At 60.5% G+C, this 13948-nt stretch carries 14 protein-coding genes and 2 pseudogenes; 7 read left to right on the top strand and 9 right to left on the bottom strand.

The window, feature by feature from the left end:
- Positions 1–245: 245 nt before the first annotated feature.
- From ONR57_RS12380 to ONR57_RS12355, 6 genes are all read right to left on the bottom strand, one after another.
- On the bottom strand, positions 246–680 hold the full coding sequence (locus ONR57_RS12380; RefSeq protein ID WP_265123824.1) for a DUF4383 domain-containing protein: 435 nt from the start codon (positions 678–680) through the stop codon (positions 246–248).
- A gap of 222 nt (positions 681–902) precedes the next feature.
- A complete protein-coding gene (locus ONR57_RS12375) occupies positions 903–1346 on the bottom strand; it encodes a plastocyanin/azurin family copper-binding protein (RefSeq protein ID WP_265123776.1) in 444 nt (147 codons plus the stop codon).
- A gap of 15 nt (positions 1347–1361) precedes the next feature.
- Complete coding sequence (locus ONR57_RS12370; protein WP_265123775.1) at positions 1362–1979, bottom strand: class F sortase; 618 nt, start codon at positions 1977–1979, stop codon at positions 1362–1364.
- 96 nt (positions 1980–2075) lie between these two features.
- Complete coding sequence (locus ONR57_RS12365; RefSeq protein ID WP_265123774.1) at positions 2076–3341, bottom strand: hypothetical protein; 1266 nt, start codon at positions 3339–3341, stop codon at positions 2076–2078.
- A gap of 681 nt (positions 3342–4022) precedes the next feature.
- Positions 4023–4967, bottom strand: a complete 945-nt coding sequence (locus ONR57_RS12360; RefSeq protein WP_265123772.1) for an SRPBCC family protein — start codon at positions 4965–4967, stop codon at positions 4023–4025.
- On the bottom strand, positions 4957–5289 hold the full coding sequence (locus tag ONR57_RS12355; RefSeq protein WP_265123770.1) for a helix-turn-helix transcriptional regulator: 333 nt from the start codon (positions 5287–5289) through the stop codon (positions 4957–4959). Before ONR57_RS12355 ends, ONR57_RS12360 begins: the two co-directional genes overlap by 11 nt.
- A 243-nt stretch (positions 5290–5532) precedes the next feature.
- Between ONR57_RS12355 and ONR57_RS12350 the strand changes: the two genes are divergently transcribed.
- The 3 genes from ONR57_RS12350 to ONR57_RS12340 all read left to right on the top strand — a co-directional run bounded on the left by ONR57_RS12350 (position 5533) and on the right by ONR57_RS12340 (position 9234).
- Complete coding sequence (locus tag ONR57_RS12350) at positions 5533–6111, top strand: recombinase family protein (protein ID WP_265123769.1); 579 nt, start codon at positions 5533–5535, stop codon at positions 6109–6111.
- Between the two features lie 285 nt (positions 6112–6396).
- Positions 6397–8493 (top strand): LGFP repeat-containing protein, encoded by a 2097-nt coding sequence (locus ONR57_RS12345; protein WP_265123768.1) that lies wholly within the window; start codon positions 6397–6399, stop codon positions 8491–8493.
- A 150-nt stretch (positions 8494–8643) separates the two neighbouring features.
- A complete protein-coding gene (locus ONR57_RS12340) occupies positions 8644–9234 on the top strand; it encodes a hypothetical protein (RefSeq protein WP_265123767.1) in 591 nt (196 codons plus the stop codon).
- A gap of 642 nt (positions 9235–9876) precedes the next feature.
- On the opposite strand, the pseudogene ONR57_RS12335 reads toward ONR57_RS12340, so the two are convergent.
- A pseudogene (locus ONR57_RS12335) lies at positions 9877–10679 on the bottom strand (ATP-binding protein).
- Between the two features lie 89 nt (positions 10680–10768).
- Here ONR57_RS12335 and ONR57_RS12330 point away from each other — a divergent pair.
- Both ONR57_RS12330 and ONR57_RS12325 read left to right on the top strand, forming a co-directional pair.
- Positions 10769–11080, top strand: a pseudogene (locus ONR57_RS12330) (LysR family transcriptional regulator); the annotation flags it as partial.
- A gap of 163 nt (positions 11081–11243) precedes the next feature.
- The gene (locus ONR57_RS12325; RefSeq protein ID WP_265123764.1) at positions 11244–11627 is read left to right on the top strand and encodes a hypothetical protein; all 384 of its coding nucleotides are present in this window, start codon (positions 11244–11246) and stop codon (positions 11625–11627) included.
- Here the strand turns inward: ONR57_RS12325 and ONR57_RS12320 are convergent.
- Together ONR57_RS12320 and ONR57_RS12315 are read right to left on the bottom strand one after the other, a co-directional pair.
- On the bottom strand, positions 11588–12037 hold the full coding sequence (locus tag ONR57_RS12320; RefSeq protein WP_265123763.1) for a DUF1016 N-terminal domain-containing protein: 450 nt from the start codon (positions 12035–12037) through the stop codon (positions 11588–11590). The two genes, ONR57_RS12325 and ONR57_RS12320, sit on opposite strands and share 40 nt — an antisense overlap.
- Complete coding sequence (locus ONR57_RS12315) at positions 12034–12651, bottom strand: hypothetical protein (protein WP_265123762.1); 618 nt, start codon at positions 12649–12651, stop codon at positions 12034–12036. The genes ONR57_RS12320 and ONR57_RS12315 overlap by 4 nt, the downstream gene beginning before the upstream one ends.
- A gap of 280 nt (positions 12652–12931) precedes the next feature.
- Between ONR57_RS12315 and ONR57_RS12310 the strand changes: the two genes are divergently transcribed.
- Together ONR57_RS12310 and ONR57_RS12305 are read left to right on the top strand one after the other, a co-directional pair.
- On the top strand, positions 12932–13462 hold the full coding sequence (locus ONR57_RS12310; protein WP_265123761.1) for a DnaB-like helicase N-terminal domain-containing protein: 531 nt from the start codon (positions 12932–12934) through the stop codon (positions 13460–13462).
- The coding region (locus tag ONR57_RS12305) for a hypothetical protein (protein ID WP_265123760.1) at positions 13459–13948 on the top strand (490 nt) is incomplete at its 3' end. The genes ONR57_RS12310 and ONR57_RS12305, both read left to right, overlap by 4 nt.

The raw sequence follows: 13948 nt of genomic DNA, 5'->3' as shown, positions 1-13948 counted from the left end.
AGCGTTCACGCGGTCCTGGCCAGCGTCGCGCTCGGTAGAACTCATAGGAGAACAATCCGCGGACGCGGAGTGGCGCAGGGTTGCGCTAGGCCCACGCGGCCCGGTCACTGGTGAGATCCGGGGCAGCGGTGGCGATCATCGTGTCGATCCGGTGGTGCTGTTGACGGTTCGCAGAACAATCTCATCGCCTACACGCTCGACTGCATCGCCCGAGTGTCTGCCCCGCGGTCGTTGCTGGCTACTGTTTAAGACGTTTTCTTGGACGTGACCCGGCGGCGGGCGGGAAGGAGGAAGCCAAGCGCGATCATCCCTAGCCCGAGCCCGAGGTGCAACCAATTGTCTGCGTCATTGACTGGTATGAAGTTGGCATCACTTGTGTGGTCAATAAGAAGTCCGTAAATCCAGAGGAGGAGGTACACGGCGCCGCCGCCGATGAGGAAGAGTTTCGCTGGGGTGATGGCTCGCGCCATCACTACACCAGCGACACCAAACAGCAGATGTACGAGATTGTGCAGCACGGAAACCTGGAAGACCCCCAGCAACATCGCCCCGGATTCATGCCCGGCGAAGGTAATCGCATCAAAATTGGCCGTCACGCCCGGTATGAAGCCGAGCACGCCAACAAGCAAGAACACGGCGCCGATTATGAGAGCGCCTGCCTGAAGAGGTGTCGCGATCATAGAGGTACGTGGGCTGCTGTTCATCATTTTCTTCTCCTGTCATCAACTTTCATGCGGAAAGTAAAAACCAAAACCTTTGTGGCATTATCCGAAATTCTGGCCAAAAGACTGCTTTTTAAGCAGTGGTAAGTTCCTTCGGAGGTTTTAAACTCCGTCTATGATAAGCCGCGACGAGCTTACTTCTGACTCTCTCTTTCAGCGGCTTTTGTGTGTCTTTTCTAACTACTCAACGATGATTGTTCCCGTCATTCTTGGGTGATAAAAGCAGACATAACCGTACGTGCCTTTCTCGGTGAACGTCCGCGAGTAGGTGTCTCCGGATCGTAAGTCGCCAGATTTGATGCCATCGGTGAAGTCAACGGTGTGGAGGGAATTTTCCCGCTGCACCCACGTAACAGCGGTGCCTGAAGGCACCGTCAATGTATCTGGGCTGAAGGCGAACGCGTCGATCTCGATGGTGACCTGGCGCGCAACCGGGGTCTTGGGGCTTCCCTGTGCCTGCTTTTGCGCGCCCGGTGAGGGTGATTGACCGCTCTCGCGGTCGATTTCCGGACTGGCCGCGGTGTCTGCAGGTGGGGACGGCGTCTCGTTGTGCCCGCCGCATGCGGTCGCGGCAAGCGCGGTTGTGAGCATGAGAGCGGGCAGGGCTCTGTGGTGAATGTTCATGTGCTGTCGCGTTTTCTATGTGGCGAGTTCCGCGAACGCGATGATGTTGTCGCGGTAGCTACGCTGCTGGTGATTAAAATCGCCGCCACAGGTGATGAGCCGTAACTCCGGTTTCCCGGCCGGCATCCATACCTCATGGGTGGGAAATTGGTTCTTCGGGTGTTGCTCGATGCGGGTTACCCGAAATGTCAGGCGCTCGCCCGACTGTGTGGTGACGTAGATTTCGTCGCCAGCGTTTAGCTCATGCAAGCGGTGAAAGACATCGGGCCCGGTTTCGGAATCGACATGACCTAACAGGGCGGCCGGTCCTGGGTTACCTGGCACGGTTCCCTGTTCGAACCAGCTGATGTCGCCATAATTCGGTACCTCAAGTGTCCGATCCTGGTTGAGTCCTGTGCGGGTAAGGCTGCTTTCAATGCCGATACGCGGAATTGAGACTCGTTCAGGCGGTTCCGCGGCACGCTGATCCCGGGTGGACCGGAACTCACGAACCCCATCGAGCCTCAGGGACGGTCGGTGCAGTTCAACGCTGGTTTCGCCCGCCGCAGGAGCTGCGCCGTTTGGTTCAGCAACGCTTCCGCATCCCACAAGCAGCATCAAAGCTGCCACAATCAGAATGACATTCCGGAACACGATCTACCGCTTCCCCTAATAGGCAGGTGAGCCACGCGGGCCCGGGCGTGAAGGAGTGGTAACCGCATCCGGGCCCGCGTGACGATCTAGTGGTTCTTACCCGGCGGTTCCGCCGCCACCGGTTTCCACGCCACCTTCGGGCATGGTCTCTCCCATGTGCGCAACGATGCCCGCGGCGAGCACCTCTGCGGTCATGTACATGTGGTTGTAGGCGTTGTACGCGTTGGAGAACGCCTCGCTGTAGTTGCCGGCATGGAACGCGTCAACCTGCGTGATCAGGTCGTTGACGTGCTCCTGCAACGCTGCAGCGACGTCATCGGCGGGCAGGTTGCCGTTCGATGCGGTGTCAAGGAACTGGGAGAAGTCCTGGCGGTATTGCTCAAGACGTGCTTGCGCGTCCTGCTGGCCCTGTTCATCGCCTTCGGCGAGCGCCACCGTGTACTGGACGAAGAAGTCGATGTGATCAGCCCACATCTCCATGAACGCCTGGCCGCCTTCTTCACCGAACACGCTTACGATGGATGCGGTCAAGTCTTGCGTGTTGGCATTCAGCGCTCCTGCGAGAGCCTCGAAATCAGGCTGCCCGCTCACTCCGGACCGCATAGCCTGCACGGCCAGCTGGGCATGCTCGCCCAGTTGCTGGCCCAGCTGTGATCGCAGACCAATTGCTGAGTTCTCGAGGGGCCCATCGATACCGGGCTGAGTCGCCACTATTGCGCCAGCGAGCCCGCGCGCAGTGCCGAACATGTGCGCGTAGGCCTCACGAGTCTGGGAGGCCGCTGTAGTCCAGTCCTGGGCGGCATACGCATCAATTTGCGTAATGAGCTGGTTGACGTGCATCTGCAACAGTTCTGCGACGTCGTTAGCAGGGAGTTGTCCCTCAGTTGCCGATTCAAGGAACCCACCGAAATCGGCACGGTACTGATCGAGACGCTGCAAGGCCTCATCCTGGGCTTGCTGATCATCTTCTGCCACACCGACGGTGTACTGCACGAAGAAGTCGATGTGGTCACTCCACAGCTGATTAAACCTCTCAGCGCCCTCATCCCCGTAAACGAGCCTGATCGATTCAGTGAGGTCCTCTGTATTCTGATTCAGCGACACTGCCGCCGCATCGAAGTGTTCCTGACCAGTGACACCCGCGCGCATCGCCTCAACAGCAAGCAGCGCGTGCTGACCAAGCTGACGTTCCAGGATGATGCGCAGCTCTTCCGCGTTAACCTGCGAATTCTGCGTAAGCACAATCCCGGGCGGACCCGAATGCTGACTCAGCCCGGCAGACCCCACGACAGCCAGGCCGCCCGCCGACAGCAACCCAGCCACCGCAAACGCCGTCAAATGATATCCAACAGTTCGGCGCATGATGAATCCTTCCGTCGAAACAGCACCTTCACTGTTGATTCGCGACCGGCAGCACCGCGGATTGGTGAGTCGCGGAGAGACTACGCAAACAGTGCCGCGTGCATTCGTAAAGCCGACCTAAACAGATGCGGCTGCGCGGGGTCTGCTCCGAAAATGGGCGCGGACCGCCATGAGGGCCCTTGTGTGAGCCGCCATAGACGTGGCAGCAATACTCCGCCCGCCCGACTGGACCAACTACGCAGCCGGACGTCAGCCGCAGAGCCGGATAACCGATGACAGCCAAAATATTCGGACAGTTCCACTTGTGACTGTGCTGTTATGTGTGTCCAGCGATTTCCGTACCCACAGTCTGCGCAAGACACCGGACTCTGGGTGCCCGCATACCTGAATACCGTGTAGACCGGATAACCATCGGCGGAGCGCAGGGACGGGCATGCCACATCAATCCGCAGATAATGCGCGTTCTGTGCCATCCAGTGCTTTAGAGGGAGATGCTCGCCTGAACAATCTTGTCTGGACATGCGCGCCCGGCTCGGCAAGGAGCGTGCGCAGCCACTGGCCCAGCCCAGGCCGGTGAGCCCGTTCGGCTGCAACGAGTCGCAACCGTGTGCAGAGCCGTCGAGGATGTGGAGCCCAGCGCCTATGGGTGCTGGCTGAGCGCGACTGTTAGCCCGGATGAATTCATCTGCTGATTGTCGCGCCAGCCAACCGCGCCGTGTATTCCTCGCGGAGCTTCCCCGCCTGTGCATCGCGCGAGTTCTGGGTGCCGTCCAGCAGTTCTGTGAAGAAGTGGTCGAGGTGGATGTGCCAGGCGGCAAGAAGGTCAGGGAGCAAGCGAGTGTCGTGCACCATATGGGTGAGAATGACGCGATGCCCTTCATCGGCTTCTGCAGTGAATTTCCAGCGAACTGTGTCAGCACCGGGGCAATCTAACTCCAGGATGAGGGGCGCGGTCGCCGCTATCACTCGCCCTGGCGTCAGATCGTGACAGACTGCCCTGGCTGGCGCGATGTCACCCTCCGTGATGTTCTGCGCGCCCGTGAGCAACTCCCACGCTGATTCGATCGGTCGCCACACGAGGTCACGGTCGAACACGATCGTGGAACTATGGCCATCAGCAGATTCTGTGACAGTGCCGTATCCGAGCCCAAATCGCTCGATGTAGGACTCGATCACGGTGAGCATCTCGCCGGCAGGTGCGGGTTGCTCGCCATTAGCGATTGTCACGAGGGCGTCGAGGCAGGTGTCCCAACCGGCGGCGTTGCGCGCGGCAGCTCTAACACCGCCGTGTGCGGCGTTGATCGTGTGTATGAGGGTGAGCGTGCATCCGTGGGGATGTTCGATCAGTTCAAACCGGAGAACGTCGCCGTCCCAGCTGAAGGCAAACACCCTGAGCTGGTCGAACACGATGACATGCCCGGTACCCGCATCCTCACCGTCCATGGTGAACCTCAGTGGCTCGCCCGGCGTGAGGGCGTCGCTAACGCGCGCAGGGAACCACCGCTCAAGGTGATCGGGGTCTGTGATTGCACGCCAGACCTTCTCAACCGGCTGGTCAAGGTGGCGAGTGAAGGTGAGAACGGCCTTGCCGCTGGCAGTGTCCAGAGTTGCCCACTCAGTGGTCATGGTCATATCCTTCGCCATCAGGCATCGCGTCAAGATGCTGCTCAAGCTTGTCGAGGTGCGCTTCCCAGAGACGGCGATAAGGCACGAGCCACGAGTCGAGTTCGGCGAGCGGACCTGGTGTAAGCCGATACAGCCGCCGCTGGGCGACTTGCCGCACAGCGACGAGACCGGCATCCCTGAGTACCCTCAAGTGCTTCGATGCCGACGGCTGACTGATGTCGAGCGTATCGACGACCTCCGACACGGGCCTCTCCCCAGTCCGCAGGACATCAAGGATCTCGCGGCGCCGTGGTTCAGCAATCACCTCGAAGACAGATTCCACCTAAGTAGTATAACCATGCAGTTATATGCTTGCAAAAGAATATAATCACACACCTTACTAACTAGTTCCAGCTGAGGCAGGTTTGCTGCTGTTCGGGAATGGGCCGTCTACCGAACACCCAAACACTGCCCGCACCCGACACGGCGTTTCCCCAGGAAGCGGTGTTCGGAAACCCGTTCATTTTCGAGTAGTGTCCCAACGAGTTGTGGAACACGTTTACTGAACGATCGAAGGGGCTCTGGGGTGGCGCTGGTTGGTCTGGTGCGGGTGAGCACGAGCAAACAGGAAACTCAGCGCCAGCACGATGATCTCGACCCGATCTGTGTGAAGGTGTTCGAGGAAAAGATCAGCGGCGCACTGAAAATCGCGGACCGGCCGGGTTTGCGGGCCGCGCTTGAGTACATGCGCCCCGGTGACATGCTCACCGTTCAGGAGGCCGACCGGCTTGGCCGTAACCTGCTTGAGGGTTTGATCGTGCTGAACGATCTGTTTGAGCAGGGTGTGGCGGTGAAGATCCTGGCGGGGATCGCTGCGGGTGAGCATGTCGAGCGCAGTCTGATTCTCGACCTGGCGCTCGCGCTGGCAGAAGACCGCCGCCGCGATATTGCCCGCAAAACCCGCAACGGCCTGGAGTCCGCGGCACGGCGCGGACGCAAAGGGGGCCGGCCACGGGTGGTCGATGAGGACAAACGCCGCGCCATCCTGGCCCGCCGCGCGGAGGGGCAGTCGCTGCGCGAGATCGCCCGCGGCGTCGGCGTCAGCCTCGCAGTAGTCCACAGCGAAGTGAAAGCCACCGAGCAAACGAGGACAGAAGTACCGTAGACGACCCGTTAGCTCCCGAAGCTTGGCCTGAGCCGCAAGGCAGCGATTGGTTGGTGAGTGGCCGGGCGCTGATCTGGCTTACGGGTCGGCTCATGCGCCAGGAACTAAGAGTCAGCGGATCTATAAACGTGTTCTGGTTTTGATTCCACCGAATTCCAGGTGCGATTTGTCTCGGTTTCGCATCATGCTCGCGCGTGTTCGCAACGGTATGGGATTGGCCCGATTAAGTGGTGCTGTTCAGTCATCATCTGCGCCATGCGCGGACTAAGCAGGGGGAATGAGGTTGTGGCGGTGAGGAACCGGGCCAGGCGGAGCAAGACGCGAATTGCGCAAGTGGCGGCATTGATGTGCGTGGTGATCGCGGCGGGAAGTGTTGCCGCTGGAGCGGACCCCGTGGAGCCTGGACCTGTCCAGCCAACGATCCAGGTTCCAGAAGCACCAGCCACTCCTAGTACACCTGCTGTGCCCACCGAGCCCGAGCCTGACACGAGCGACAAAGGGCAGGTCCCGCCGTCGGTGGTCGCGTCGCAGGGCATGGCCTTCCCCCAGCGCCAGGACAATACCCTCGCGAGCAAGATCGAACATGAGCCTGATAGTGCTCCGGAAAAGGGGCGGGAGCGCGCCCTGGAGAATATTCCGACCGAGCGTTTGCGCTCCTTACCACGCGGACAGAAACCACGGTCGGAAATTCAGGAGATCCCGGGTGGGTTCAGCAAAGCCGAGGCGGACCGCGCGGAGCGGCTCGAACTCGAGCTCGCGGCGATCGATGAGACCCCGAGATCTCCGTCCGGGATTCAGGCCACCGGGTCAGGCCCTGGTTGCCAGGTGTATTGGCCGTCGCCGCATCTCGTGTGCGGGGCGATCAAAGACAAGTACAACGCGATGGGCGGTCCTGGGTCCTGGCTGTCGTGGCCGAATTCTCCTGAGTACGTGAATCCCGATGGCATCGGGGCGCGTAGTCAATTCCTCAACGGTTCGATCTACTGGTCTCCGTCGACCGGGGCGCACCCAGTATCAATCCTGTATATGACCAAGTGGGAACAGTTTGGCTGGGAGACGGGCTGGCTCGGCTACCCCACTGCCAGCGAAATAGGCCACGGTCCTCTCGGATCCCAGCAAGAGTTCCAGGGCGCGGGCCTGTTCTGGTCCCAGCCCGCCGGAGTTTACGCTGTCGGGGGTGCAATCCGCGCCAAATACGATGCGGCAGGCGGCCCAGGAGGATTCCTCGGCTACCCCACAAGTGACGAACTCACTCCACCTGACGGTGTCGGGAGGTTCAACACGTTCAAGAACCACCTGACAAACCTTAACGGATCTATCTACTGGCATCCCCAACACGGAGCGCACCCTGTTTCCGGACCAATTTTCGCCCAATGGGCCTCTGCCGGTTACGAGGCCAGCCAGTTCGGATACCCGACTGCCGACCAGATGAACTTGGAAGGTATCGCTGCGGAGCAGCAGTTTCAAAACAGCAAGATCTACACGCCGGGTGTCAGCTTCCCTGTCGGCCAATCGGGGGTGTCTCTGACACTCGGTGTCCCCTCGGCCGGGCCGATGTCAGCCGCCGCGCTCCCAGATGGGGTGAGATTCAGCGGCGCTGGGTTCGAGATGACGTTCCAGAAGAACTCAGGAGGAAACTTAAATATCGACTACCTTCGGACCACTTCCCAAGCACCGTCAGAATTCAAGCTGCTAGTCGGACTACCCGCAGGATATTCCGCCACAATCGATGCCTATGACATAAGTGTAAAATCTCCAGGCGGAACGCTCGTTGGCAAAATCACCCTTCCGATGTCGTTCGACGGCAGCGGACAGGAAGTCAGCACGTTCACGAGCCTTCAAGGAAATCAGGTGAGTGTCAACCTCGGGTCCTCGCCTTCACTGCCGATTCGTTCGTTCCTCCGCACGGCAGACTTGCCGTATCCCGCTCCAGCAGGCTACGAGAACCTTAGCCCGCAAGAGCGACAGGTATGCCGGGACGACCTTCCAGAATGCTGGAACGTCCGAAATGCTGCTTCCGATGCTCAGCAGGTTTCTTATAGGGAGTACCCCGACTGGCGCACGCGTGGCGAGCAGGATAATAGGGTCGACGCAGTGAGGCATTGTGCTTGGCTCGCTTACATGACGCAGCGCGCCGATGAGGACTTCGCGAGGCGTATGGGGAATGCTCACGAACTAGCGACTCCAAACGCACCTCTCGCTGCGGCGATGGACGAGTACAACAACGAAACCGGCGTTCATGTGGGACTCCGTGAGGAGCACAGTGAGACTGGGATCGAAATCACCTGTCGGGAGTACGGACGGGAGGCGCGTCAAGTCTCGTCGGTTACAGATGTGGGCACGAACGTGTACAAGAATGACCTAGTCTTCATTCACGAGTAGGGCCAGCATTTCCATTGTGGTTTCGCCAAGGCTGCGATTTTAGACAGCAGCATCTAAAACAAGACCTGGGGGCTCCCAACAAATGTTTGCGAGCCCCCAGGCCATGTGAGCGCCCGACTGTTTAGACACAAACGTAACTAGGGTGGGGTTATGGGAAAAGCGGTCGAGAAGGCGCGGACACGGATGACGGGCATATCTCTGCAAAAGGTAGCCATCAGTGCCGCGACTGGAGTGGGCCTGGCGCTGCTGGTTCTGGCGTGGGGACACTGGTGGCCGTCCGGAAACAGTTGGTACCTGACCGCTGCGCTGGGGGTGTTGCTAGTGGTGGCTGCGGGTGTGGTGTGGATGTTCGGTTCGATCATCGTCCTGTCACGGCGCCGTCAAATTGTCTGGTGGATGCTAGCCTGGCCGCTCGTCACTGTGCTAGGTGTAACCTTCGCCTTCCTCGTTCGTCCCGAGTTTGAGGATGCTCGCCCGGAGTTTGAGGAGGTCGCCGAGCAGCTTCTCGCAACTCCTGGCCCTACCGCCATGTACGACTTGAAGATCGGGCGGTTCGACATCCTTCGTGCTGACGATGCTCCCGATGGAACTGTCTACTTTGCCGACCGCCGCGAGACGATGTTCAACACCGAGCAAGGCTGGCTGTACTCCCCTGGTGGAATGCCGACGGCCCGTGGTGACCGACTGACGATCGAGCATCTCGGAGGCCCGTGGCACCGCTACAAGATGGCTTCTCCGTAGCAATCGCGTGTGCGTAAATCCTCATTGCTAACTAGGCGAGCTTCGACTTTATGCCTCGGGCCGATCTTGACACAAGCGAAGTTGTGGGGATCTAGATCTCGGTCCGAGGGTGCATCCGCAAATGCTCGCGCTACTTTTATCCAGCGCTGAGCTTCCTCCCGCAGCGTGCGGGCGGCTCCTTCTTCGGAACGCAATCGCGGTCTCCCTCTTTTCGTCTCCGGGTTTCCCCGCGCATGGTCTGAGCTTCACGCTCTACTTCCTCTGCGTCATAATGGATCTGTTCAGCGATCTGTGCGAAGAGCTCCGAAAGCAGTTCGGAGCGAGGAGCTGCCTGCTGTACAAAGGCGACCGCGCGCGCCAGCTGCTCTGTCTCCTACGCCTCAGCATTCCATACACAGAGAGGTCCACCTGTGGTCCTTGTCTGTCCCTTCTTCCTTCCTGACTGCCGAGGAATCTCATTGCGCCGCCCCAGCAGCTGAGGTCGAGGTCGGGTGGTACGCGGAATGGCGGAATGCTCGAGCGTCACATCGTTTACCAGGGTCTCGATGTGAGATCTGATTTCCCGCCGACGATGGTTGAGTGTCGCTTGCCAGGGTGATGGGACCACCTCGTTGCCACGAGCATGGGACCACCCGTGAGTGTTCATTGAGCATCGGCCTCGCTTTCTGCGCTGTCAACTGTGGTGTGTCCGGGGCGGGTGCGTTGCCGGTAGGACGGGCCCTCGATGACGAGGGTGTGCGCCGCGGATGTGAGCCGGTCGACGGCGGATTGAGCCAGTAGCGCATCGGTGGTCATCGACAGCCACTCCGAGGGCTCACGATTCGAACTGACGATCGTCGACTTGCGTTTATGGCGCTCGACCACAAGCTCGTAGAAGTCGTTGGTTTCGGTTGCATCGAGCGGCCGCAACGCAAAGTCGTCGAGGATCAGCACATCGACGGCGGTTATCCGCCGCATCTCCGCGTCGAGGGAATTGTCGAGACGGGCGGCGCGGAGCCGGGCGAACAGTTTGTCGGCGCGGGCGCAGAGCACGCTGTGCCGTTGCCGGATCGCGATGTGGCCCAATGCGGTGGCCAGGTGTGTTTTGCCGACACCAACGGCGCCAAGGACCAGCACACCGTGGCCGGCCTCGGCGAACCGCAGCGAGACCAGGTCCGACAGCAGTGCCCGGTCGTAGTGCAGGTCCTCGAGAGCGTTCCAGGTGTCGATTCGCATGTTCGGATCCAGCCCGGCCTTGGCCGAACGCAGTGCTGCCGAGCGTGATTCGCGGCGTGATACTTCGTCGGCCAACAGCAGTTCCAGGAAGGCGAGGTGACTGAGCCGATGCTGGCGGGCCAGCACTAAACGTTGCGGCAGGGTGTCTTTCAGTGCTCCGAGTTGAGGGTTTTGAGGATCGCGATCAGGTCGGCGCCGATCGGATCGACCGGGCCGGTGGTTGTGGTCATCGAGTGTCCTTCCGGTTGGTGTCGGCATTGCCACCGGGGAGCACGGTTAGGCGTCTGGTCCCCTCGCCGGGGCCCGGCCCACCCAACTCAGGCACGAACTGGACGAACTGTTCGCCCGTGAAGGGTTGAGCCTTCCCCGGAACATTATCGAGTGTTCGACAATCCTGACTCTTCGTCCGATCCTGATCAGCACCGATGCCATCGCACCCCTTCCGATGCTCATCGGTGCGTGGGATGACCAGCTCGCGATGCTGTCCACCGTCATCGCCACCGTGCCGCGATCGATCGGCCTCACGATGCCTTCCGATCGATCACTGAGCGCAAGCGCGCGGAGTATGATCAACGTTCTCATCGACACAGCGAAGGTGATTGCCCGCGACAACGCGCTCGACCTCACTTGAACGCCGCCGTTTCCGTCTCGGAAGTGTCTAACCGCTTCGCGCGTCATTATCGCTACCCCACCAACCCTCGCCGGTGGATTGCGATATCAGCCAGCGCTTCCGGGTGATCTCAGAAGATTGCAGCCACAGACATGCTTAGCCGAACGATTCGTGGGTGAATGCCATGCCGCACTGGAACGAGACCAAGTGGCACTACCCTGCCAGCCACCTCCTGAAAGCCGACGTCCGTGCCGCGTTTGAAGATCTGATTTCCCTGAAGCAGGACTACGCGCAGGCGTTCCACGGCTTCGAGTACCGCCTCGGCCTCATCCAGCAGTCACAACAGGATGTCCCCGGCGCATACCGAGCTCTCGCCGGAGAGTGCGTTAGTGAGCGTTCCTGGTCCTGGGATGATTCCCCGGTTCCGGCCGTTGAGGTCGAATTCCGGAAAGCAATGGAGAGGAATCGTCACCGGGCGTGGGCCCACTACCTGGGCGGGGCCGATAGGTTCAACCAGGCACTCCTCGATCACCGCGAGGTGCTGAGACCGTACCGAAACCGTTTATGAGCCTCCTCAGGAACCACGGTGATGTACCAGTGCTGTGCGGCTGGTTCAGCAACTTGCTCAAGGAGCACCATGAGGTGTCCCCACGCTAATTGCGCAGCAGTTTGCTGCGCAATTGGTCCGGGAAACGTGGCAGCAAGTCTGCGCATGTATTCGAGGTTGCGGCGGGAGAACCCGCGAGTGTGCGGGAACTCGGCCGCGAGGTCGTTCGCCAGGCGGGAGATGACTTTGCTGCCCCAGCCTTGTTCGTTCTGGCGCTCCAGGATTGTGCGGCCGATCCGCCAGTACAGCACGATCATCTCCGTAGTGATCTTGCGTGCTGTCTGAATCCGCGCTCCCCGCACCTCCGTTTTGATCTGTTCGAGCAACTCTGTGTAAGCCGCGGGTTCGACGTCGCGCTGCGGCGGACTCATGCGACACTCCCAGTCACCAGAGCGGAGGCTGCGCAAACGGCGCAGGTGACGGTGATGTGCGAGAGGTGTAACAACACCGAACCCTTCACGGAAGCAGGTTTACTGGAGATCAATTGGCTAAGCAAAGCGGCGAGCGTCGACCGAGGGGCGACACGCCTCGGAGTCACTCGCAAGGCGCTCATCAAGGTCTGGATCGCCGAGAAACTCGACCACGGCGATCCCACCGCAGTCTGACAGCATCGGCCTCGGGTGACGCTCAAGTGCTGGACAGACGTTCCGATGACGTCGAGGTAGCGTCCGTCGCGGATCGCGATGGCCGGTGATTGCTCATCCAGCCGGGGGTTGGCGCCGATGAACCAGGCTCGTGCGGTGTCGGGGCCGTCCGCTTGTGTGATCGCTTCCCAGGCGCGGAGCGCGATGAGCAGCCGTTCCTGTTGCATGCGGGCGGCGGTGCGTACCGGCTTTGCCCAGCGGTAGGGAAGCTTACGGTCCCGGACCTCAGCTAGCAGCGCCACGAGTGCCGGACCCAGAGCATCGATTAGCCGTTGCGCCACGCTGTGGGCGGGGAGTTTCGTGACTTCCGCGTGGATCGTTTCGGTGTCCCGAGTCTTCATGCATCCACTCCCCCTGTGCGTACTCACGGTGCTACTCAAACGCACCTTAAAATGCCACCCTATTGCGACTCACGGTTCTTAATTCGTAGTGGCTTCGCTCGATCGCGTGTCTGCGCAGACACCTTAAGAGCACGAGAGTGGATGCCACAGCTTGAAATAGCAGACCACTAGTGCAGCAACCTACGTACTGGCATCACAGAGGCTACTGACTGGTAGTCAGATGAGATATGTTTCTGTATACTGGTGTACAGACTATGACAGGGAAGAATCAAGGGGCCTGTTGAGCGGAACCAGCGACATCTATGGCAGTGACTTCACAGACGATGACAATCCAGATCTGAACCCGGAACTCCAGCTGCTCAGTGCACTGCTGTGGGCGCCGCCGCGTGACGCGGCTACTGCTGCCGGGATGCTGGAAGAAGCCGATTTCTATCGCCCGTTGCATGGGCAAATGTTTTCCATCATTGCTGGTCTGGCATGCGCGGGCAGCGACCACCGGGCGCCCAGCGTGCTCGCGCACCTCAGTGCCGGGGAACAGATCGCAGGCGATGACAGACGCAGCCTCATCCGCCTTCTGACACGCGCTGCAACCGGCGGTGCTGACCCGCTGCATCTGTCACAACTCGTGTACGTCATCGCTTCGGAAGCCCACCGGCGCGCGTACTACTCCGCGGCCAGCCAGCTGCGGCAGGCCGCAGAGAGTGCCGCCGAAGCTGAGCTTTTCCCGCTGCTGCTCACGCTCGGCCGCGCGCACCGCAGCCACGAGAACAGAATGAAACGCATCCGCCAATGGGCCGGGAGAAACCAGTGACACGACGCGAAGCCATCGATGCCAGCATCGCGGCACTCCAGCCCGCAAAAGACATCAAACTCCTCGCTCAAGCCGGAATCTCCGCACTGTCGAGCTGTGACGCTGACGAAGGTACCGTGTTCTCGGCAAGTGTCTGGCACGAGGCCATTGATGCCGCGACACTCGCCCCCCTGGACGCGGTGCAGGCTGAGGAAGTACGGGCCGAGGTGCACCGGATCATTAGGGCGCGTGAGCATGCTCTCGACCAGCTGCACGTTCGCTGGCCACACGACCCGGAGCTGCGCGCTCTCGCCATCCGTGCCATCACAGAGGTCGACAGAGGAAACGTCACCATCGAGCAGCTCGCGGCCGTCCGCCATGCCGCACAGCGCGCCGAAGCCGAAGCGTTCGCTGCGCTCGCAGGCGGCCTCATCGCCCGCAGCGCCCGCTGCAGCGAACTCGAACTCTCCCGGCAAGCCGGGATCACCCGCACGACACTGCGGCGCT

The sequence above is a fragment of the Hoyosella sp. YIM 151337 genome, from assembly GCF_026041215.1.
In the GTDB taxonomy this organism is placed as follows: domain Bacteria; phylum Actinomycetota; class Actinomycetes; order Mycobacteriales; family Mycobacteriaceae; genus Hoyosella.
This window is presented reverse-complemented; position numbering and strand designations above follow the sequence as displayed.